This is a genomic window from Nonomuraea sp. NPDC050404 (assembly GCF_040655495.1).
Classification (GTDB): Bacteria; Actinomycetota; Actinomycetes; order Streptosporangiales; family Streptosporangiaceae; genus Nonomuraea.
This window is the reverse complement of record NZ_JBFAKB010000025.1, coordinates 34,558-54,456: the sequence shown is the minus strand read 5'-3', so window position 1 is coordinate 54,456 and position 19,899 is coordinate 34,558. Positions and strand designations below refer to the sequence as shown.

The following is a 19,899-nucleotide window of genomic DNA, read 5'->3' as shown; positions in this document are numbered from 1 at the left end:
GTACGCCGCCTTCCGCAACGCGACGAGGCCGAACTCTAACCGCTCAGCAGCGCGCCCAGGCGGGGGGCGTAGGTGGCGTGAAAGACCAGCGACGCCGCGCCGATCGCCGCGGCGTCGGCCGCGATCGGCGAGGTCTCCACCCGCACCGTGTGCAGCCGCCTGGCCAGCGGCCGCTCAGCCACGGCCCGTGCGATCACCTCCCGGTAGATCTCCCCTACCTCCCTCAGCGCGGGCCCGCCGAGCACGAGCAGGTCGATGTCCAGCATGTTCACCACGCTCACGGCGGCGTCGGCCAGCCGCGCCGCCACCCGCTCGATCACCCGCCGCGCCTCGGGCTCCCCGGCCGCGGCGGCGGCGCAGATGGCGGCATGCGATAAGGCGGGCAGCGCCGCCTCGATCGCGCTCGGGCAGCACACGGCCTCCACACACCCCCGGTTGCCGCAGTAACACGCGGGCCCCTCGGGCTCGACCGTGATGTGCCCGAACTCGGCGGCGTTCAGCGAGCCACCCCGGTAGACCTGGTTGTCCAGGAAGAGCCCGCCGCCGATCCCGGTGCCGAGGTAGAGGTAGGCGAAGCCGGGCGCGGAGCGCGCGATCCCCGCCCAGCGCTCGCCGATCGCCGCCGCCGTGGCGTCGTTGTCCACGGTCACCGGGAAGCGGGTGTACTCCCGCAGCAGCGCCTTGATCGGCACCCGGTCCCAGTCGGGCAGCCGGGGCGGCGAGACCATCACGCCCTCCCCGTCCAGCGGCCCCGGGCAGGCCAGGCCCACGCCCAGCACCTTGCCGTCCGGCACCCTGGCCTCGCGCAGGATCCGGCGGGCCGCCCTGGCCATCTGCCTGATCACGGCGTCCGGCCTGGCCCGCGGCCGGACCTTCAGACGCAGCCGGGCGATCGGCCGGCCCGCCAGGTCGGCCAGCACGCAGGAGAGCTCCTGGGGGTCGAAGTGCACGCCCACCGCGTATCCGGCCTGGGCGTCGATGCGCAGGATGGTGCGCGGTTTGCCGCCGTTCGAGGGCGCGGAGCCGTCCTCGATGACCAGCCCTTCCTCCAGCAGCCTGCGTACGATCACGGACACGGTCTGGGCGGTGAGCCCGGTCACGGAGGCGATCTGCACCCGGCTGATCCCATCGGACGCCTGGATCGCCTCCAGCACCACGGCTCGGTTGTAACTGCCGACCTTGGGCAGGTTCGTACCCTGCTGCATGTGAGACATGTCACCACAAAGTGTTGACTTAGTAAATCAAAAAGATTTAGGTTCTCGGCAACACGGAAGAAACTTGGGGAGCCGTCATGAAACGTGCCCTGGCCAGTTCCCTCCTGGTTTTGACAGCGCTGCCACTCGCAGGGTGCGGAGGCGGCGCCGCTCAGGAGACCTCCGGTGCCAAGGAGCTGGAAGTTCTGTACAAGGTCCAGCCGACGTGGCCGCATCTGGAGAAGATGCTCACCAACGCGAAGAAGGAGTACGAGACCGCCCACCCGGACGTCAAGATCAAACTGACTCCGGTGCAGGGCGAGAACGAGGCGTACTACACGAAGCTGGCGCTGCTCAACCGCTCCCCGGACTCGGCGCCGGACCTCTACTACCACGACACGTTCCAGGTCAACGCGGACGTCGCGGCCGGCAAGCTGGCCCCGCTCGACGAGTACCTGACCAAGTGGCCCGACTGGAGCAGCCAGTTCCCCGACTCGGTCAAGCAGGCCGCCAAGGGCGGCGACGGCAAGATCTACGGCGTGCCGATCAGCACCGACACCCGTGGCCTGTGGTACCAGAAGGACGTCTTCGCCAAGGCCGGGCTGCCCGTCCCGTGGGAGCCGAAGACCTGGAACGACGTCCTGACCGCCGCCCGTACGATCAAGCAGAAGGTGCCGGACGCGGTCCCGTTCAGCATGTACTCCGCGAAGATCCACGGCGAGGCGTCGACCATGCAGGGCTTCGAGATGCTCCTGTACGGCACCCCCGGCGGCACCCTGTACGACGAGACGCAGAAGAAGTGGGTGTCCGGCGGCAAGAACTTCACCGACGCCCTGACCTTCATCAACACCATCTACCGCGAGGAGCTGGGCCCGAAGCAGGCCGACGCGCACAACGCCAAGCTCGCCGACAAGGTCAACCTCGAATGGTTCCCGGCCGGCAAGGTGGGCATCTCGCTCGACGGCGCGTGGACGCCGGGCGCCTGGAAGGCGGCCAGCTCCAAGCCGTGGCCGCAGTGGCAGGACAAGGCCGGCTGGACCGCCATGCCCACCCAGAACGGCGAGGACCCCGGCAAGGTGAGCATGTCGGGCGGCTGGGTGATGGCGATGAGCTCCTACACCAAGCTCAAGCAGGAGGCCTTCGACTTCCTCAAGGTGGCCACCAACAAGCAGAACTCGCTGCAGTACGCGATCGACTCCGGCGACCTGGCCCCGCGCACGGACGTCGCGGCCGACCCCAAGTACAGCGAGGGCAACCCGAGCATCAAGTTCTTCACCGACCTGGCCTCGGTCACGCACTACCGGCCCGCCTTCGAGGAGTACCCGAAGGTGTCGGCGCAGATCCAGGAGGCCATGGAGGCGGTCACCACCGGTCAGCGCACGCCTGAGGAGGCCACCGCCGCCTACGTCAAGGCGTTGCCGTCGGCGGTCGGAGGCCCCGACAAGGTCCTGGCCAAATGACGGTCGCCACGGCACCGTCCCCGCCCGTGACCGGCTCGCCGCCCGGCGGCCGGGCACGGCGGCGGCGGGTTCTGCGCTGGCTGCTCCCGCTGGCCCCCTCGCTGGTGCTGCTGGCGCTGTTCATGGTGGGGCCCATCCTGTGGAGCGTCTACATCGCCTTCACCAACGAGACGCTGACCGGGTCGGCCTCGGTGAACTCCGAGTTCGTGGGGCTGGCCAACTTCACGAAGATGTTCGACGACCCGAACTTCATCAACTCGTTCGTGCTGACGTTCGTCTTCGTGATCGGCTCGGCGGTGATCGGCCAGAACACCCTCGGCCTGATCATCGCCCTGCTGCAACGCGGGCGGGCCCGGGTGACGCGCAGCGTGGTCAACGGCGTGGTCATCGCCGCCTGGGTGATGCCCGAGGTCGTGGCGGCGGCCTGCTGGTTCTCCTTCCTGGCCGATGAGGGCACGCTCAACACGGTGCTCGGCATCTCGCAGGAGTGGCTCTACACGGCCCCGATGGTCGCGGTCATCCTGGCCAACGTCTGGCGCGGCACCGCGTTCTCGATGCTGGTCTACTCGGCGGCGCTGTCGGAGGTGCCCGCCGACCTGGTCGAGGCCGCCTCGGTGGACGGCGCGAGCCCGCTGCGCAGGCTGATCCACATCACGCTGCCGCTGATCCGCCGCTCGATCATGGCCAACCTCATGCTGATCACCCTGCAGACGCTGGCCAGCTTCGGCCTCATCTACGCCCTGACCGGCGGCGGCCCGGGAACGGCCAGCCAGACCACGTCGCTCTACATGTACGAGCAGGCCTTCCGCTACTTCGAGATCGGCTACGGCTCGGCCATCGCGCTGGTCATGCTGGTCATCGGCGCGCTGTTCTCGCTCATCTACCTGCGGCTCATCAAGGTGGAGGACGCATGACCGAGCTTGTCGAGGTCATCGATGAACACAGCGCCTCGGTCATGAGGCCGACGAAGGAGGCCTCATGACGAAGCTCGCCGCGAGAGGCGCCGCCTACCTGGCCCTGCTGGTGATCACGCTGGCGTTCGTGGGGCCGTTCGTCTGGGTGGCGATCGCCTCGATCCAGCCGGAGGCCTCGCTGGCCGCCACGCCCACCTGGACCTTCTCCCTGGACAACTTCAAGGCCGTGCTGACCTGGGAGACGATCATCCTCCCGCTGATCAACTCGATCGTCATCTCGGGCGGCACGGCGATCCTGACGGTGCTGGTGGCGGGGCTTGCGGCCTACCCGCTCTCGCGTTACCAGCTCCGCTACCGCCGCTCGTTCATGCTGACCCTGCTGTTCACCACGGGACTGCCGATGACGGCCGTCCTCGTGCCGGTCTACGCGATGTTCTTCCGGTTCAACCTGTACGGCTCGGTGCCGGCGATGATCCTGTTCCTGACGGCCAGTTCGCTGCCGTTCTCGATCTGGATGATGAAGAACTTCATGGACGGCGTGCCGGTGAGCCTGGAGGAGGCCGCCTGGGTGGACGGCGCCGGCTGGGTGCGCTCGTTGCAGTCCATCGTGGGGCCGCTGATGGCGCCCGGCATCGCGGTCGTGGCCATCTTCGTGTTCGTGGGGCAGTGGGGCAACTTCTTCGCGCCGTTCGTGTTGCTGGACGCCCCGGAGAAGCAGCCCGCCGCCGTCACCATCTACACCTTCTTCTCGGAGTACGGGCAGGTGGCGTACGGGCAGCTGGCCGCCTTCTCCATCCTGTACACCGCCCCGGCGGTGATCCTCTACGTGGCGGTCAACAAGTACCTGGCCGGCTCGTTCAACTTCGCGGGCTCCGTCAAGGGCTGAGAAGGGCTCCTTCAAGAGCTGAGAAGTTCGTGCAGCGCCCCGGCGAACTCGGCCGGGGCGCGCAGGTAGCCGACGTGGTCGCCGGGCAGCGTCACCGCCCGCCTGCCGAGCAGGTCGGCCGTGGCCAGCGTGGCGCGGTGCATGAGCCGGCCCTCGCTGTCGGCCCCGTACGCCACCACCAGCGGGGCCTCCCGCAGCGCCGCCTGGTCGGGAACGTAGGCGCTGAACGGCCCCATCTCGTAGCGCAGGCTCGTCTCCAGGTTGCCCCCGATCCTGGCCAGCATCTCGCCGACCCACGGCGGCAGGCCCGGTTGCGGCTCGCCGGGCGGGGCGACGCCGGTCTGCTCGCCGACATGGGCCATCGCCGGCCCGGGGCCCTCGCGGTCGCAGATCTTCACCGCCTCCCGCGCCAGCCGCCGCCAGCGCCCGGCGTCGGGCAGCAGCTCGAAGGCGGGCGGCTCGTGCGCCACCAGCCGCCGCACCCTCTCCGGATGGCGGGCCAGCAGGTCGAGGCCGATCATCGCGCCGGAATGGGAGGCGAACACGTAGGCGGGCTCCGCCTCCAGCAGGCGCAGCGCGTCGTCGGCGTGCGTCTCGATCCGCTGCTCGGCAGCGGGCTCCGGCAGCGGGCTGCGGGACAGGCCGCGCCGGTCGTAGGTGATGACGGTGTAACGGTCGGACAGGACATCGGCCAGCGGGCCGGCCATCGCGGCGTCGGACGCGCCGCCGAGGATCACCAGGAGCACCGGTCCGGCGCCGCGCCGCTCGTGGTAGAGCCTGGCGCCGGGGACGTCGAGCATTCCAGAGTCCATGGTTTCCCCACCTTAGACGGTCGCGTGTGCCGGCTGGCGGATACGCGACAAGTCGGGTTCTGGCCACGCCGATCTCATGGACAGCGCTGATCAGGGTGGTTAGGAATTCGGTAGTCAGTCTTACCGATTCGTTTATGGAGGTCGTTCATGCCGCGTGGCTTAAGCCGGGTGCTGGCCCTGTCTCTGGCAGCCTCGCTGCTGTCGGTCCCCGGCGCGCATGCGTCCACAGATCCGCCCACGACGTTCGTACCCGCCGCGACGGGCGGCGACATCACCCTGATCACCGGTGACCAGGTCCAGGTGCGGGCCGTGGACGGTGAGCACAAGACGGTGTCGGTCACGCCGGCGCCCAGGGCCGACGGTTCCGTGCCGACGTTCCAGGTGCTGGAGTCCGAGCGTGGCGTGACGGTCATTCCCGATGACGTCGCCACCCTCGTACCCGATCGGCTGGACACCGAGTTGTTCAACGTGACGGCGCTGGCCGAGCAGGACTACGGCGACAACATCCCGCTGATCCTCACCTACCCCGGCGCCGTCCCGAAGGCCGCCATTCCCGCCGCCCGGCAGGTGCGCACGCTGGAGAGCATCGGCGGCGCGGGCGTGACGGTGGCCGAGTCCGACGCGGCCCAGTTCGGGGCGGAACTGACGAAGCTGGCCGCGCGGACCCGCGCGGCCGGGCCGCTGGCGGGCGTGTCGAAGATCTGGCTCGACCGCAAGGTACGTCCCGCGCTGGAGGACAGCGTGCCGCAGATCGGCGCGCCCGAGGCGTGGGCCGCCGGATACGACGGCACCGGCACCACCGTGGCCGTGCTCGACACCGGCGTGGACGCCACCCACCCCGACCTCGCGGGCAAGGTCGCCGACCAGCGCGACTTCACCGGCGAGAACGCCACCGGCGACCCGCACGGCCACGGCACCCACGTGGCGGGCACGATCGCCGGAGCGGGCACGGACGGCGGCAAGGGCGTCGCGCCGGGCGCGAAACTGCTGGGCGGCCGGGTGCTGGCGGCCGACGGCTACGGCCAGCTCTCCTGGATCATCGACGGGATGGAGTGGGCGGCCGGCGAGAAGCGCGCCGAGATCGTCAACATGAGCCTGGGCACCCAGGAGCCGGGCGGCCCGCTCACCGAGGCCGTCACCGGGCTCACCAAGCAGTACGGCACGCTGTTCGTGATCGCCGCGGGCAACGACGGCTGCGACTCGTGCGTCGGCTCTCCCGGCGACGCCCCCGAGGCGCTGACCGTCGGCGCGGTGGACAAGCAGGACAAGCTCGCCGACTTCTCCAGCAAGGGCCCGATCCTGGCCGACCAGGCCGTCAAGCCCGACGTCACCGCCCCGGGCGTGAACATCACCGCCGCCAAGCCGGGCGGCGGCGAGGTCGCGATGTCCGGCACCTCCATGGCCACCCCGCACGTCGCGGGCGCGGCGGCGCTGCTGCGCCAGGCCAGGCCGGGACTGTCCGGCGGCGAGCTGAAGTCGCTGCTCATGGCCACCGCCAAGCCCGGCCGGGACATCCCCGTGGACGCGCAGGGCGCGGGCAGGATCGACGTGGCCGCCGCCCTCAAGGACTCGGTGATCGCCTCGGCGGGCTCGCTCAACTTCGGCAGGCTGAAGCCGGGCGAGGAGAAGACCCTCACCATCGGCTACCGCAACCCGGGCCAGACGCCCGCCGAGCTGGAGCTGACCGGCGGCGCGGCGTTCACCGTCGAGCCGGCCAGGCTCACCGTGCCCGCTGGAGGCACCGCCGAGGCCAAGGTCACGATCAAGGCGGCCGAGCCGGGCACGGTACGCCAGGAGCTGACCGCCGCGGGCGTGCGCACGCTGCTGACCGCGAGCGTGGAGGAGAAGCGGGTCGAGCTCCGGGTACGCGGCATCGCCAGGGACGGCCGCCCCGGCCGCGGCGGCTTCACCGTGCTGAACCTGGACGAGGGCACCCTGGTCGGCCGCGTGCTGCCGGGCGACGCGGCCCTGCCCTGCACCGACGCCAAGTACGGCAAGGGCACCTGCCTGCTGGTCAAGCCGGGCACCTACTCCGTGCTCGGCCACATCTTCACCATGCCCGCCACGCAGGACAGCACCGCCACCGGCAAGCCGCTCAACGAGAGCCTCCTCGGCGACCCGGAGATGAAGATCACCGAGGACACCGAGGTCGTCCTGGACGCCCGCAAGGCCGTCGAGGTCAAGGTGAGCACCCCTGACCACGAGACCAAGCGGAACACCGGGGCCGCCGCCGCCCTCATGTGGTACCGGGCCGGCGAGCAGGGCACCGCGCTGCGCGGCGGCACCACGATCTCGCCCGGCGGGCAGGTCGAGGAGCGCCTGTTCGTGCAGCCGACCAGGAAGGTCACCAAGGGCACGTTCGTGGTCGGCACCCGCTGGCGGCTGAAGGCCCCCGACATCGCCTTCTCCACCCTCGGGCTGAAGCTGACCCCCGAGTACGTCGATCCGGTCCAGTTCAGCGACTTCTCCACCGAGTACCCGCGCCTGGACGGCACCCGCCTGCTCCTGGCCGTGGACGCCGGGCGGGGCAGCGCCGCGGAGATCAAGGCCCGCAATCTGCGCGGCAAACTCGCCGTCATCCGCCGCACCGACGGCGTGCCGGTCTCCACGCAGTCGAACGCCGCGGCTGCGGCGGGGGCGGCGATGGTCGCCGTCTACAGCGACCGGCCCGGCTCCGACGTCACCACCGGCGGCAACAAGGTCAAGCTGGCCGTCCCGACCGTGCGGCTGAGCCACGAGGAGGGGCTGAAGCTGGTGGAGCGGCTGCGCCGCCTGCCGGTGCCGATCGTGGCCAAGGGGATCACGGCCAGCCCGTACGTGTACGACCTGTTCCTGCGCGAGAAGGGCCGGGTCCGCGACTCGCTCGACTACGTGGTCCGCGCCAGGTCCCTGGCCAAGATCGAGACCGGCTACCACAGCCAGCTCACCGACGGCGTGACGGTCAACGAGGCCCGTTACGTCTTCGAGCCCTGGGACACCCTGTCGATCTCGACGAACCATCCCATGGCCAAGGCGCCGCGCACCCGTACCGACTATGTCACCCCCGACCCCGACCTGCGCTGGAGTGCCTCGGCGGTGACGCCGGAGCGGGCCTACAACAGCATGTGGCCGCACCCCGACACGCCGCGGGTGTCGGTGTCCGGGCCGGAGTTGCGGCCGTACGAGGCGGGGGAGCGGGTGGACCGCACAGTGTTCAAGCAGCCGCTGCTGCCCGGCGTCAACCCGCGCAACCCGGTCCGCCGGGAGGGCGACGAACTGCTGCTGTCGATGCAGGGCTTCGTGGACAGCCAGGGCAACTACGGCGAGGCCTACACCAGTATGTTCGAGCAGGGGCTGAAGACCGATTTCCGGCTCTACCAGGGGGACACGCTGCTGTGGCAGACGAACTACCGGCCGGCCGGGTCGGGGACGCTGGTGCCGGAGAAGAACGCGTACCGGATCGAGTACGACGTGGCCAACGAGGCGGGCTGGGCGAAGTTGTCCACCCGTACGCGGGGCGTGTGGACGTTCACCTCGGAGCGGGCGGCGGACACGACCGTGATCCCGCTGCTGGTGGCCTCGTTCGACGCGCCCGTGGACCTGAAGAACCAGGCCAGGTCGCGCAAGCTCGGCCTGACGCTGCGGCACCAGGAGGGGGCCGAGCAGAGCGCGATCAAGGACGTGTCGCTGGAGGTGTCCTACGACGACGGCGCCACCTGGCAGCCGGCCCGCCTGCGAGACAAGGGGAACGACAAGGGGAGCAGCGCCTATGAGGCGACGCTCGACCGCTCGCCCTCCGGGTTCGTCTCGCTCCGGCTCAACGCCTCCGACGTCCGGGGCAACACGCTGTCGCAGGAGGTGATCCGCGCCTACGCCACCCGCTGAATTACGCGCTGAATGACCGTGCCGGGCCGGCACGGTCATTCAGCGGCCGCGGGGTTCAGGCCAGGGACGGCTTCCTGTCCGGCTCGGGGGCGCGGGTGAGCATGCTCTGGGCGAGGCTCGCCTTGATCAGGGCCGCGCCGCGCACCACCGGGTACAGCGTCAGCGCGAACAGCACGCCGGCGAAGGTGTTGAAGCCCACGTACATCAGGGCGCTGTCGCCGAGGCCGAGCAGTTCGGGCAGGGTCTGGTTCACGCCCGGGATGGCGGCCAGGATCCAGCCGTACAGGGGGAAGGTCAGACCGGCGATCGCGCCCGCCCACCACACGAGGGTGACCACGGCGGCGGCCAGCGAGAACGGGAAGGCGATGATGCCGTACATCATGTCCATCACGGCCTGCCCGCTGGCCAGCGGGTTCATCATGCGGCGGAACCAGCCCGCGTCGGCGGGGGCGGACCGGTAGACCGGGCGGCCGACCGGGCGGTCGAGCACGTCGGGGAGTGCGACCCGCTCGAAGTCGGCCATGCCCCGCGCCGCGGCCGCGGTTCCGGCCAGGATGGGCAGGCCGATGAACGCCACCGCGCCGCCCACTCCGGCCGAGACCCCGGCCACGACGACCGCGAAGTGCGACAGGGCGATGGGGAAGCCGAGCAGGGTGTACTGCGTGTCGATCCTGAGGCGGTGCCGGAGGGAGGTCATGGGGAAGATGCTACGGAGCGGGGCCATGATGATCGACCCTGCTCACGGTCCCATCGATGGTAGGGCCAGCCCTACCTGAATCCGCGCTCGTTACGGTCGTGGCGGAAGGCGTCCAGCCGGTCGAAGTCCAGCTCGTACGCCGAGACGGGCGCGTCGGGCGGGCCGGTGAAGAATCCGGTGTGCGTCGTCGGGCACGGGTTGGCGAATCCGGTGACCCCGGCGCACGGGTGGCCCTGGTAGGTGCTCTCGTGGTGCCAGTCGCTGACCGCCACGTAGGTCATGAACTCGTACGCCCGCGCCACGCTCATGTGCTGCCACAACTGGCGGGCCGGGGCGGGGCCGTCCCAGCGGGTGACCGACATGGCGGGCACCAGGACCGCGTCGAAGCCGTCGTGCGCGGCCAGGCTGGCGGAATACCACAGGTCGGCGCAGAGCAGCACGTGCAGGCGGCGTCCCGCCAGCTCGAAACCGGCGCTCGGGCTGCCCGGCCGCACGCCGGAACGCAGCTCCATGTCGTACGGGTGCACCTTGTCGTACTCCAGCAGGAGTTCGCCCCGCCGGTCGAACACCGCTCCCCGGTTCACCTGGCCGTCGTAGTGCGAGCCGCCGACGACCGCCAGCCCGCAGCCCTTGGCCAGGTCGCGGACCCTGGCCAGGTAGTCGGGGCGCGGCAGGTGGGAGCCGGCCAGCTCGGGCAGCAGCATGACGTCCCCTGTGGTGGAGCCGATCAGCTTCTCGATGGCGTCGAAGTTGGCATGGCCGTCGGGCGACCAGTGCGGGGGCTGAACCAGGAGGATCTTCACATCTCCACTGTGCCTTGCCGGACCGTCAGGCGGCGCGCCCCGGGATCGCGGCGAGCAGTTCCCGGGTGTAGCCGTCGCGCGGATGGTCGAAGATGTCCTGCGCCGTGCCGCTCTCCACGATCCGGCCGCCGCGCATGACGTGCACCGTGTGGGAGATCATCCGTACCACGGCCAGGTCATGGCTGATGAACAGGTAGCTGAGCCCCAGCTCGCGCTGCAGGTCGGCGAGCAGCTCCAGGATCTGCGCCTGCACCAGCACGTCCAGCGCCGAGACGGCCTCATCCAGCACGACCAGCTCCGGCGAGAGCGCCAGGGCGCGGGCGATGGCCACCCGCTGCCGCTGGCCGCCGGACAGCTCGTGCGGCAGCCGCCCGGCCATCGACGCCGGCAACGACACCTTCTCCAGCAGCTCGGCCGCCGTCCGCCTGCGCTCGGCCGCGGTGCCGACGCCGTGCACGCGCAGCGGCTCGGTGATCGACTTCTCCACCGTGTAGCGGGGGTTCAGCGAGGCGTACGGGTTCTGGAAGACCGGCTGCACCCGCCTGCGGAAGGCGAACAACTCCCGCCTGCCCAGCGCGGTCAGGTCGGTGCCGTCGAAGCGGATGCCGCCCGCGGTGGGCTCCTCCAGGCCGAGCAGCAGGTTCGCGGTGGTCGACTTGCCCGAGCCCGACTCGCCCACGATGGAGACGGTACGGCCGCGCGGGATGGCGAACGAGACCCCGTCCACCGCCGTGAACTCCTCACCCGTGCCCCTGATCGGGAACACCTTGCGCAACTCCTCCACCACGACCAGCTCGGGGGAGTCGCCGGAGTCGCGGGGCGGCTCGCTCACGCGTACCGACGACAGGCTCGGCACCGCGCCGAGCAGCCGCCTGGTGTAGTCGTGGCCGGGCTCGCCCAGGATGTCCGCCGCCGGGCCGGTCTCGACGATCTCGCCCTGGTACATGACGGCCACCACGTCGGCCCGCTCGGCCGCCAGCGCCAGGTCGTGCGTGATCAGGAAGACGGCCGTGCCCATCTCGGCGGTGAGCTGTTCGAGCTGGTCGAGGATGCGCCGCTGCACGGTCACGTCCAGGGCGGAGGTCGGCTCGTCGGCGATGAGCAGCCTGGGCCGGCAGGCCAGCCCCATGGCGATCAGCGCGCGCTGCCGCATGCCGCCGGAGAACTCGTGCGGGTACTGCCCGATCCGCCGCTCCGGCTCCGGGATGCCCACCAGGTCCAGCAGTTCGACCACGCGGGCGCGCGCCGCCCTGCCCGTGGCCACCCCGTGCACCTGCAGCGCCTCGGCGATCTGGTCGCCGATGCGCATGAGCGGGTTGAGGTTCGACATCGGGTCCTGCGGCACCAGACCGATGCCCGCGCCACGGATCGCGGTCATCTCGCGCTCGCTCGCCGTGGCCAGGTCGCGGCCCTCGAACAGGACCTGCCCGCCGGTGATCCGGCCGCCCTCGGGCAGCAGCCGGTTGACCGCCGCCGCCGTGGTCGACTTGCCGGAACCGGACTCGCCGACCACGGCGACCGTCTGGCCGGGCAGGATCTCCATCGAGACGTTCCTGACGACGGTGACCTCCCGCTTGCGGGCGCGGAAGGCGACCGAGAGGTCGCGGATCTGCAGGAGCGGGGTCGTCATGAGGTCCTCGATCCTCGTGCGGTCTCCCGCAGCAGGTCGTTCCAGAGGTCGTCGGTGGCCATCGGCGTGCCCTCCACCACCAGGCGGTTGCTGGCCAGGGCGAACGCCGCGTCGCGGCCCGGCACGAAGCCGACCGCGCAGCCCACGTAGCCGGGGTGGCCGAGCACGGTGACGGTCTCGCCGGGCAGTTCCAGCGCGTACCGGCGGAAACCGAGCGCCTGCTCGGGATCGGGGCCGGGGGTGAGGAACTCCCGGACGACCTCCGGCCGCCACAGGTGGTCGTACTCCTCGTACCTGGACAACGCCTGGCCGTAGCGCAGCAGGTCGGGCACGGTGGAGAACAGGCCCGCGTGCCCCGAGACGCCGCCGAGCGCGTGGTGGGCGTTGCCGTCGGCGACCTGCCCGAGCACCGGCCCGGTCCGCCAGCCGGCGAAGTCGGCGCTGCGGTAGGGCACCGGGTAGGGGCGGCCGGTGTCCAGCATGGTCATCTCGACCCGGTCGTCCAGCGCGCTCATGGCCGCCTCGGAGCCGGCAGGACCCGCGTAGGTGGTCGAGGTGAGCCCGAGCGGGCGGGTGACCAGCTCGGCCAGCGCCCGGTCCAGGCGCAGGCCCGTGACCTCCGCCACGATCCTGCCCAGCAGGATGAAGCCGAGGTCGGAGTAGTGGCGGGCGCGGCCGGGACGGTAGCGCGGCGGCGGCAGCACCGGCTGGATGTACAGCGGCCACCACTCCCACAGGCCGCCGCGGTGCAGCAGCAGGTCCCGCACGGTGATCGCCTCATACGACTTCGGCAGGTACGTGCTCAGCGGCGCGTCCAGGTCCACCAGCCGCTCCGACACCAGGCGGATGAGCATCGTGGTGGTGGCGACGACCTTGGTCACCGAGGCCAGGTCGTGGTAGGTGTCCATGGTCATGGGCGCCACGCCGACCCGCTCGCCCTCCTCCCAGCGCACGACGCGATGGCCGGTGCACTCGGTGAACTCGGCCCACGGGGTGCGCGCCGCCATGATGACGCCCGCCGGTGTCCGCGCGCCGCCCTCCGCGCCGTCGTCGGTCGGCGCGCCCTCGCCGGGCCCTGCCGGTTCCGGGGGCCTCATCGGGTCAGGACCAGGGATCGGGGTGGCACGGCGACCGGTTCCGGCAGCGTCAGCGGTCCGGCGCCAGGGGTCAGGGTGCCGAGGATGCGGGCGCTCGCGGCACCCGTGCCACCGGGGACGGTGCCCGGCAGGCCGTGCGCGGTCAGCCAGCCGATCAGCGCGAACGCGATCGCCTCCTTGTCGTCGGCCGGCGCGCCGAAGTCGTCGGACGGGCCCACCGCCACGCCGGGCAGCGCCGCCCGCAGGCCGTCCATGATGACCGGGTTGCGGCAGCCGCCGCCCGACACGACCAGCGCGCCGACCTCGGCGGCCCGTACGTCGGCGGCGACCGTCCGCACGGTCAGCTCGGTGAGCGTGGCCACGAGGTCGGCGTCCCCGATCAGCTCGGTGAGCGTGGCCACGGGGTCGGCGTTCCCGATCAGCTCCGTGGCCAGGTCGCCGATCGCCTCTACGGTCAGGTCGCCGGTCGTGAGGCGGAGGCCCGCCCTGTCCAGGGCGGAGGTCACGTAGCCGGGGTGGAACAGCTCCTTGCCGGTGCTCTTCGGGGCCGCCAGCCGGTAGTACGGCTCGTCCAGCAGCACCTCCAGCAGCCCGTCGTGCACCCGCCCCGAGGCGGCGATCCGCCCGTCCTCGTCGAAGCCGCGCGCGTTCAGCCCTCTGTCGGCCACCACGGCGTCGATCAGCGCGTTGGCCGGTCCGATGTCGTAGGCGTACAGGGAGTCCCCGCGCACCACCGTCATGTTCGCGATGCCGCCCAGGTTGAGCGCCCCCGCGCCGCCCTCGTGCGCCCCGAGCAGCAGCCCGTCCAGCACCGAGACGAGCGGGGCCCCGTGCCCGCCCGCCGTGATGTCCCTGATCCGCACGTCCGACAACACCGGCGCGCCCGTGGACTCGGCGATCCACGCGGGCTGGCCGATCTGCAGGGTGCCGAGCGCGTGCGCGCCCTCCACCCAGTGGTAGACGGTCTGACCGTGCGAGACGATCAGGTCGACCGGCCCGTCCGCCGCGACCGCCGCCTGAGCGGCGGCGGCGAAGCTCTGGCCGATGAGCGTGTCGAGCACGCACACCTCGGCCAGCGTGGTCCGCGCCGGCGGCAACACCGCGACCAGCCGCTCACGCAGCTCCGGCGGGTAGGGCGTGCTCGCCGTGTGCCGGACCCGCCCTTCGAGCACGCTCCCGACCTGCTCGAAGTCCACCACCGCCACGTCGATGCCGTCGTGCGAGGTGCCGGAGATCATGCCAAGAACCCTCATACCGTCTCTTCCGTGAGTTCTCCGAGCGCCGAACGCAGCCGCCCGCCGGCCTCGGCCAGCCGCGCCGCCGCGTCCTGCGGCGACAGACCGAAGTGCGAGGCCACGACCGCCTGCTTGACGTTGAAGCCGTTGGCGTCCAGCGCGTCCAGCGCCTCCTCGCGCCCGGCCCCGGTGATCGTCCGCACCATGCCCACGGCCCGCTCGCGCAGCTTGCCGTTGCTGGCCTTCACATCGACCATCAGGTTCCCGTAGGTCTTGCCGAGCCGCACCATCACGATCGTGGAGAACATGTTCAGCACGAGCTTCTGCGCCGTGCCCGCCTTGAGCCTGGTCGAGCCGCTGATCACCTCGGGCCCGACGAGCACCTCGACGGCGTGCTCGGCCGCCCCGCTCAGCGGCGCGCCCGCGTTGCACGACAGCCCCACGGTCAGCGCGCCCAGCGAGCGCGCCCGCCGCACCGCGGCCAGCACGTACGGCGTCCGCCCGCTGGAGGCGATGCCCACCACGGTGTCCAGCGGCCCGATCCCGGCACTCTCCATGGCCTCGATCCCGGCCGCCTCGTCGTCCTCGGCCCCCTCGCACGGCGACACGATCGCGCTCTCGCCGCCCGCGATGATCCCGAAGACCTGGCCCGGCGGCGTGGAGAAGGTCGGCGGGCACTCGGAGGCGTCCAGCACGCCCAGCCGGCCGGGGGTGCCCGCGCCCACGTACACGAGCCGGCCGCCGGCCCGCATGCGCGGCACCGCGGCCTCGATCGCCGCGGTGATGCCGGGCAGCGCCGCGGCCACGGCGGCGGGCACGCTCGCGTCCGCCGCGTTCATGGTCGCGGCCAGGTCGCCCACGCTCATCGTGTCGATGCCGGCGAAGCGCGGATCGGCCGACTCGGTCGCCAGTTCTGAGAGATTCACCGCTTCCCCCGATTCTTAGGGTCGAGAACGTCACGCAGCCCGTCGCCGAGCAGGTTCAATCCCACCACCAGCAGCACCACGACCACGCCCGGCGCGATGAGCGTCCACGGCGCGATGAACACGAGGCTGCGCGCCTCGAAGATCATCGAGCCGAGTGACGGCGCGGGCGGCGGGGTGCCCAGGCCGAGGAAGCTCAGCGACGCCTCGGTCAGCACGGCCCACGACAGCGACAGCGCCACCTGGACGACGATGATGGAGGTGATGTTGGGCAGCACGTGCCTGAACATGATCTGCCAGCGGCTCTGGCCGGTGGAGACGGCCGCCTTCACGTACTCGATCTCCCTGAGCGAGAGCACGGGCCCGCGGGTGACGCGGATGAAGATCGGCACGTACACGACGGCGATGGCCACGGCGATCGTGAACCAGTTGCGGTTCAGCACCGAGGCCAGCGAGAGCGCCAGCAGCAGCGGCGGGAAGGCGAACAACACGTTCGTCACGCCGCCGATCGCGCCGTCGGCGAAGCCCCGGTAGAAGCCGGACACCAGCCCGCCCAGCGTGCCCACCACGGTCGCGAACGCCACCGCGACGACCGCGATCAGCGCCGAGTTGCCGACGCCCGCCGCCACCCGGGAGAAGACGTCCCGCCCGAACTGGTCGGTGCCGAACAGGTGCTCGCCCGACGGCCCGAGGAAGCGCGACGGCGGATGTTGCGCGACCGGGTCGTACGGCAGCAGCCCCAGGTACGACAGCACCGCCACCACGGCCAGCAGCACCAGGATCACGATGCCCGCGATCCCGGCCGGACTGCGCCTCATGACGCCCTCACCCTCGGGTCGATCACCCGGTACAGCAGGTCGGTCAGCAGGTTGACCAGCACGAACGCCAGCGCGATGACCAGCACCGTGCTCTGCACGACCGCGTACTCCTTCTGCTGGATGCCCAGCAGCACCTGCCGCCCGATGCCCGGCACGGAGAAGATCTGCTCCACCACGACCGCCCCGCCCAGCAGGTAGCCGAACTGCAGCCCGGTCATGGTCACGATCGGCACGAGCGCGTTGCCCAGCACGTGCCTGATCTGCAGCCGCCGCTCCGGCACGCCCTTGGCGCGGGCGGTGCGCACGAAGTCGTCCGAGCGCACCTCCAGCACCGCCGTACGGGTGGTGCGCAGGATCGGCGCGGCGATGCCGAAGCCGAGCACCAGCGCGGGCAGGAACATCTGCTGCAGGTTGAGCAGCGGGTCCTGCCACAGGGTGGCGAAGCCCTGCCCGTTGGGGTTGAACCCGAACGACGCCGCGAAGATCGACAGCAGCGTCGTGGCCAGCAGGAACGCCGGGATCGACAACCCGGCCAGGCTCACGGCCTGGCCGGCGACGTCGCGGGCGGAGTTCGTCCTGGAGGCCGCCAGCATGCCGAGCGGCACCCCGATCAGCAGGGCCAGCACGATCGAGAACACCGCCAGCTCGAACGTCACCGGCAGCGAGCTCATGGTCAGCTCCAGCACGCTCTGCTGCGAGCGGGCCGAGTAGCCGAAGTTCCCGGTGAACATGTTGCCCAGCCACGAGAAGAACTGCGTGATCAGCGACTGGTCCAGGCCGTAGTACTGCTCAAGGGCCTGCCGCTGGGCGGGGGTGAGCGCGGCGGCCTCGGTGCCGAGGCCCGCCGTGATCTGGTCGCCCGGGATCGCGCGCAGCATGACGAAGACGAACACCGCCACCCCGAACAGGGTGGCGAGCGTCTCGGCGACCCGCCGCAGGATCCGGTTGCGCGCGAACATCAGGAGACGGAGGTGGTACGCAGGTACTGCAGCGAACCGCTGGCCATCGGCACGAACCCGGACACCTGAGCCGTCGTGGCGGTGTAGGTGTAGCCGGCGAACAACCAGATCCAGGCCGCGTTGTCCTCCAGCTCGGCCGCCACCTTGTCGTAGATCGCCTTGCGCTCGGCCTGGTCGGTGGTGGCCTTGCCCTGCGCGAACAAGTCGTCGAGGGCGGGGGAGCTGTAGCCGGCGACCTTGTTCAGGTTGCCCTTGCTGGTGAAGTAGCGGCCGTAGGAGCCGTCGGGGTCGGGCCGCCCGCCGTTCAGCGCCACGGCCGCGTCGAAGTCGGCCGCCACCCAGCGGTCCACGAACGCGCCCGACTCCAGCACCTCCAGCTCCAGGTTGATCTTCGCCTCGGCGAGCTGGGCCTTGAGGTTCTGCGCCTCGTTGACGGAGGTGGCGTACTCGCCCTGCGAGACGATGGTCTTGACCGTCAGGCCGCCGGGCTTGCCCGCCTTGCCGAGGTACTCGGCGGCCTTGGCCAGGTCGCGGCCGGGGCAGGGGCGCTTGTTCGGGTCCGACTTGAAGGCCGGTGCGGTGATCGGGCCGGTCACCTCGCCCTCGCCGAGCGCGGCGGTGTCGAGCACCTGCTTGCGGTCGATCGCGCACTGGATGGCCAGGCGCACGTTGACGTCCTTGAGGTCGCCGTGCTGCGCGTTGAGCTGGAGCGCGTGGTAGTTGAGTTGCGGCGTCTTGGCGACGGTGATCGTGCCGCCGGCCCCGGCGGTCTGCGCGACGAGCGGGTCGTTGAAGACCGCGAGCTGCACGTTGCCCGACTGCATCGCCGAGACGATGGACGACTCGTCGGGGATCACCCGGAACTCGACCGTGGCGGCCTTCGCCTTCTCACCGCCCCAGTACTTGTCGTTCCTGGTCAGCGCGATGGACTGGCTGGGCACCCGCTTGCCGAGCGTGAACGGCCCGGTGCCGTTGGGCGTGGCGTTGAGTTTCTCCTCGGTGTCGCCGGAGGAGAGCATGGCCAGGTTGACCGAGGCCAGGTTGGCCGGCAGCGCGGCGTCCGGGCCGGTCAGCTCCAGCACCAGCGTGTTCGCGTCGGGGGCCTCGACCGACTTGACCGACGCCAGCGACGCCGCGGCCACGGCGGCCGTCTTCTCGTCCCTGAGCTTGTCGAGGGAGTCCTTGGCGTCCTTGGAGTCGAACGCGCTGCCGTCGGCGAAGGTCACGCCCTGCCGGAGCTTGAAGGTGAGCTTCCTGCCGTCGTCGGCGGCCTGCCAGGACTCGGCCAGGCCGGGGACCACGTTCAGGTCCTTGTCGAACTCGGTGAGCGTGCCGTACAGGTTCTGCAGCACGTTGACGGCCGTGAACTGGGTGGCCTTCCAGGGGAAGAGCGTGTCGGGGTCGGAGGTCACGCCGACCACGAGCGTGCCGCCTTGGCCGCCGCCCTGGCCAGCGGGCGCAGAGGAGGCCGGGCCGGAGGAGGACGAACAGGCGGTGAGGGCGATGGACAACGCGGCGGCGAGGCCGGCCGCGGAGAAGGCGCCACGTCGCATGTGGTCTCCTCGGGGCAGTAGGTCATAAAATTACGCAGACCCTACCACTGGGGTACATATTTTCCTTCTTCGGGATGGGTGCGAACGATGCGCGAGGATGCCGAGACGTTGCTGATCCGCCTGCGTGCGGCCATGCCCGCGCTGCGGCCGTCGGAACGGCGGATCGCCGAGGAGTTCGCCGCAGACCCCGCGGGCGCGGCCAATCTGTCCATCGCCGAACTGGCCGCGCGCTGCCGGACCTCGACCACCTCGGTGGTGCGCTTCTACCAGCGCATGGGCTACGCCCACTTCAAGGATTTCCGCATCGACCTGACCAGGGCGGTGGCCAGGGAGGAGCTGGCGACCTCCAGCCTGCCCGAGGTCTCCGGCGACATCGACAGGCACGACAGCCTGGAGGGCATCGTCTCCAAGGTGGCGATGAACGAGACGTTGTCCATCGCCGACACCGCCCGCTCGCTGGACATGCGGGCCCTGGGCGAGGCGGTGGCGCTGCTGCTGGCCGCCCGCAGGATCGACAGCTTCGGCGTGGGGGCCAGCGCCCTGGTGGGCCTGGACCTGCAGCAGAAGTTGTCGCGCATCGGCCGCACCGCGCTCAACTGGCACGACTCGCACGCGGCCTGGACCAGCGCGGCCACGTTCGATTCCGGGTGCGTGGCGGTGGCCGTCTCGCACACCGGGGCCACCGTGGACACCGTCGAGTTCCTCGCCATCGCCCGCAAGTCCGGGGCCGCGACGGTCGCCATCACGAACTTCCGCGACTCGCCGCTGGCCCGCGCGGCCGACGTGACGCTCACGACGGCCGCGCGGGAGACCCGGTTCCGCTCGGGCGCGCTCGGCAGCCGCATCGCCCAGCTGATGGTGGTGGACTGCCTGTTCACCGGGGTCGCGCAGGCCTCCTACGAGGAGTCGATGCAGGCCCTGCGCAACACCTACGCGGTGGTGCACGACCGGCAGGTCAAGCGTGCCTAGCCCGGCGCCCGTACGCACGGCTCCGTGTCTTCCCCGCACGCATGATCTGTACTTCAGGTGACAGTTCACAGGTCTGATTCACCTGC

Annotated in this window: 16 protein-coding genes; 5 read left to right on the top strand and 11 right to left on the bottom strand. The window is 71.0% G+C overall.

Features of this window, described 5'->3' with window-relative positions; all coding sequences use genetic code 11:
• Window positions 1-35: 35 nt before the first annotated feature.
• Entirely contained in the window at window positions 36-1,205 is a 1,170-nt protein-coding gene (locus AB0I81_RS47440) for an ROK family transcriptional regulator (protein ID WP_360672626.1), read from the bottom strand.
• Between the two features lie 86 nt (window positions 1,206-1,291).
• On the opposite strand from AB0I81_RS47440, the gene AB0I81_RS47435 reads away from it, so the two are divergent.
• From AB0I81_RS47435 to AB0I81_RS47425, 3 genes are all read left to right on the top strand, one after another.
• Window positions 1,292-2,653, top strand: a complete 1,362-nt coding sequence (locus AB0I81_RS47435; RefSeq protein ID WP_360672624.1) for an extracellular solute-binding protein — start codon at window positions 1,292-1,294, stop codon at window positions 2,651-2,653.
• Window positions 2,650-3,567 carry a sugar ABC transporter permease gene (locus tag AB0I81_RS47430; RefSeq protein WP_360672621.1) on the top strand — a complete coding sequence of 306 codons (918 nt, stop codon included), beginning with the start codon at window positions 2,650-2,652 and terminating at the stop codon, window positions 3,565-3,567. Before AB0I81_RS47435 ends, AB0I81_RS47430 begins: the two co-directional genes overlap by 4 nt.
• Window positions 3,568-3,631: 64 nt before the next feature.
• The gene (locus tag AB0I81_RS47425) at window positions 3,632-4,453 is read left to right on the top strand and encodes a carbohydrate ABC transporter permease (RefSeq protein ID WP_360672618.1); all 822 of its coding nucleotides are present in this window, start codon (window positions 3,632-3,634) and stop codon (window positions 4,451-4,453) included.
• Window positions 4,454-4,464: 11 nt separating this feature from the next.
• Here AB0I81_RS47425 and AB0I81_RS47420 read toward each other — a convergent pair whose 3' ends face one another.
• Window positions 4,465-5,265, bottom strand: a complete 801-nt coding sequence (locus AB0I81_RS47420; protein ID WP_360672615.1) for an alpha/beta hydrolase — start codon at window positions 5,263-5,265, stop codon at window positions 4,465-4,467.
• Window positions 5,266-5,412: 147 nt separating this feature from the next.
• On the opposite strand from AB0I81_RS47420, the gene AB0I81_RS47415 reads away from it, so the two are divergent.
• On the top strand, window positions 5,413-9,129 hold the full coding sequence (locus tag AB0I81_RS47415; RefSeq protein ID WP_360672612.1) for a S8 family serine peptidase: 3,717 nt from the start codon (window positions 5,413-5,415) through the stop codon (window positions 9,127-9,129).
• A 55-nt stretch (window positions 9,130-9,184) separates the two neighbouring features.
• Here AB0I81_RS47415 and AB0I81_RS47410 read toward each other — a convergent pair whose 3' ends face one another.
• The 9 genes from AB0I81_RS47410 to AB0I81_RS47370 all read right to left on the bottom strand — a co-directional run bounded on the left by AB0I81_RS47410 (window position 9,185) and on the right by AB0I81_RS47370 (window position 18,844).
• A complete protein-coding gene (locus AB0I81_RS47410; protein WP_360672609.1) occupies window positions 9,185-9,826 on the bottom strand; it encodes a sensor domain-containing protein in 642 nt (213 codons plus the stop codon).
• A gap of 71 nt (window positions 9,827-9,897) precedes the next feature.
• Window positions 9,898-10,629 (bottom strand): carbon-nitrogen hydrolase family protein, encoded by a 732-nt coding sequence (locus AB0I81_RS47405; RefSeq protein WP_360672606.1) that lies wholly within the window; start codon window positions 10,627-10,629, stop codon window positions 9,898-9,900.
• A 25-nt stretch (window positions 10,630-10,654) separates the two neighbouring features.
• The gene (locus tag AB0I81_RS47400) at window positions 10,655-12,259 is read right to left on the bottom strand and encodes an ABC transporter ATP-binding protein (RefSeq protein WP_360672603.1); all 1,605 of its coding nucleotides are present in this window, start codon (window positions 12,257-12,259) and stop codon (window positions 10,655-10,657) included.
• Window positions 12,256-13,356 carry a serine hydrolase domain-containing protein gene (locus AB0I81_RS47395; RefSeq protein WP_360672601.1) on the bottom strand — a complete coding sequence of 367 codons (1,101 nt, stop codon included), beginning with the start codon at window positions 13,354-13,356 and terminating at the stop codon, window positions 12,256-12,258. The genes AB0I81_RS47400 and AB0I81_RS47395 overlap by 4 nt, the downstream gene beginning before the upstream one ends.
• Window positions 13,353-14,609: an anhydro-N-acetylmuramic acid kinase gene (locus AB0I81_RS47390; RefSeq protein WP_360672598.1), complete on the bottom strand. Its 1,257-nt coding sequence runs from the start codon at window positions 14,607-14,609 to the stop codon at window positions 13,353-13,355. The genes AB0I81_RS47395 and AB0I81_RS47390 overlap by 4 nt, the downstream gene beginning before the upstream one ends.
• Window positions 14,606-15,517, bottom strand: a complete 912-nt coding sequence (gene murQ / locus AB0I81_RS47385) for an N-acetylmuramic acid 6-phosphate etherase (RefSeq protein ID WP_360672596.1) — start codon at window positions 15,515-15,517, stop codon at window positions 14,606-14,608. Before murQ ends, AB0I81_RS47390 begins: the two co-directional genes overlap by 4 nt.
• On the bottom strand, window positions 15,514-16,332 hold the full coding sequence (locus tag AB0I81_RS47380; RefSeq protein ID WP_360672593.1) for an ABC transporter permease: 819 nt from the start codon (window positions 16,330-16,332) through the stop codon (window positions 15,514-15,516). The genes murQ and AB0I81_RS47380 overlap by 4 nt, the downstream gene beginning before the upstream one ends.
• Window positions 16,329-17,291 (bottom strand): ABC transporter permease, encoded by a 963-nt coding sequence (locus tag AB0I81_RS47375; RefSeq protein WP_360672590.1) that lies wholly within the window; start codon window positions 17,289-17,291, stop codon window positions 16,329-16,331. The genes AB0I81_RS47380 and AB0I81_RS47375 overlap by 4 nt, the downstream gene beginning before the upstream one ends.
• On the bottom strand, window positions 17,291-18,844 hold the full coding sequence (locus AB0I81_RS47370) for an ABC transporter substrate-binding protein (RefSeq protein ID WP_360672587.1): 1,554 nt from the start codon (window positions 18,842-18,844) through the stop codon (window positions 17,291-17,293). Before AB0I81_RS47370 ends, AB0I81_RS47375 begins: the two co-directional genes overlap by 1 nt.
• A gap of 87 nt (window positions 18,845-18,931) precedes the next feature.
• On the opposite strand from AB0I81_RS47370, the gene AB0I81_RS47365 reads away from it, so the two are divergent.
• The gene (locus AB0I81_RS47365; RefSeq protein WP_360672584.1) at window positions 18,932-19,813 is read left to right on the top strand and encodes a MurR/RpiR family transcriptional regulator; all 882 of its coding nucleotides are present in this window, start codon (window positions 18,932-18,934) and stop codon (window positions 19,811-19,813) included.
• The last annotated feature ends 86 nt before the right edge of the window (window positions 19,814-19,899 follow it).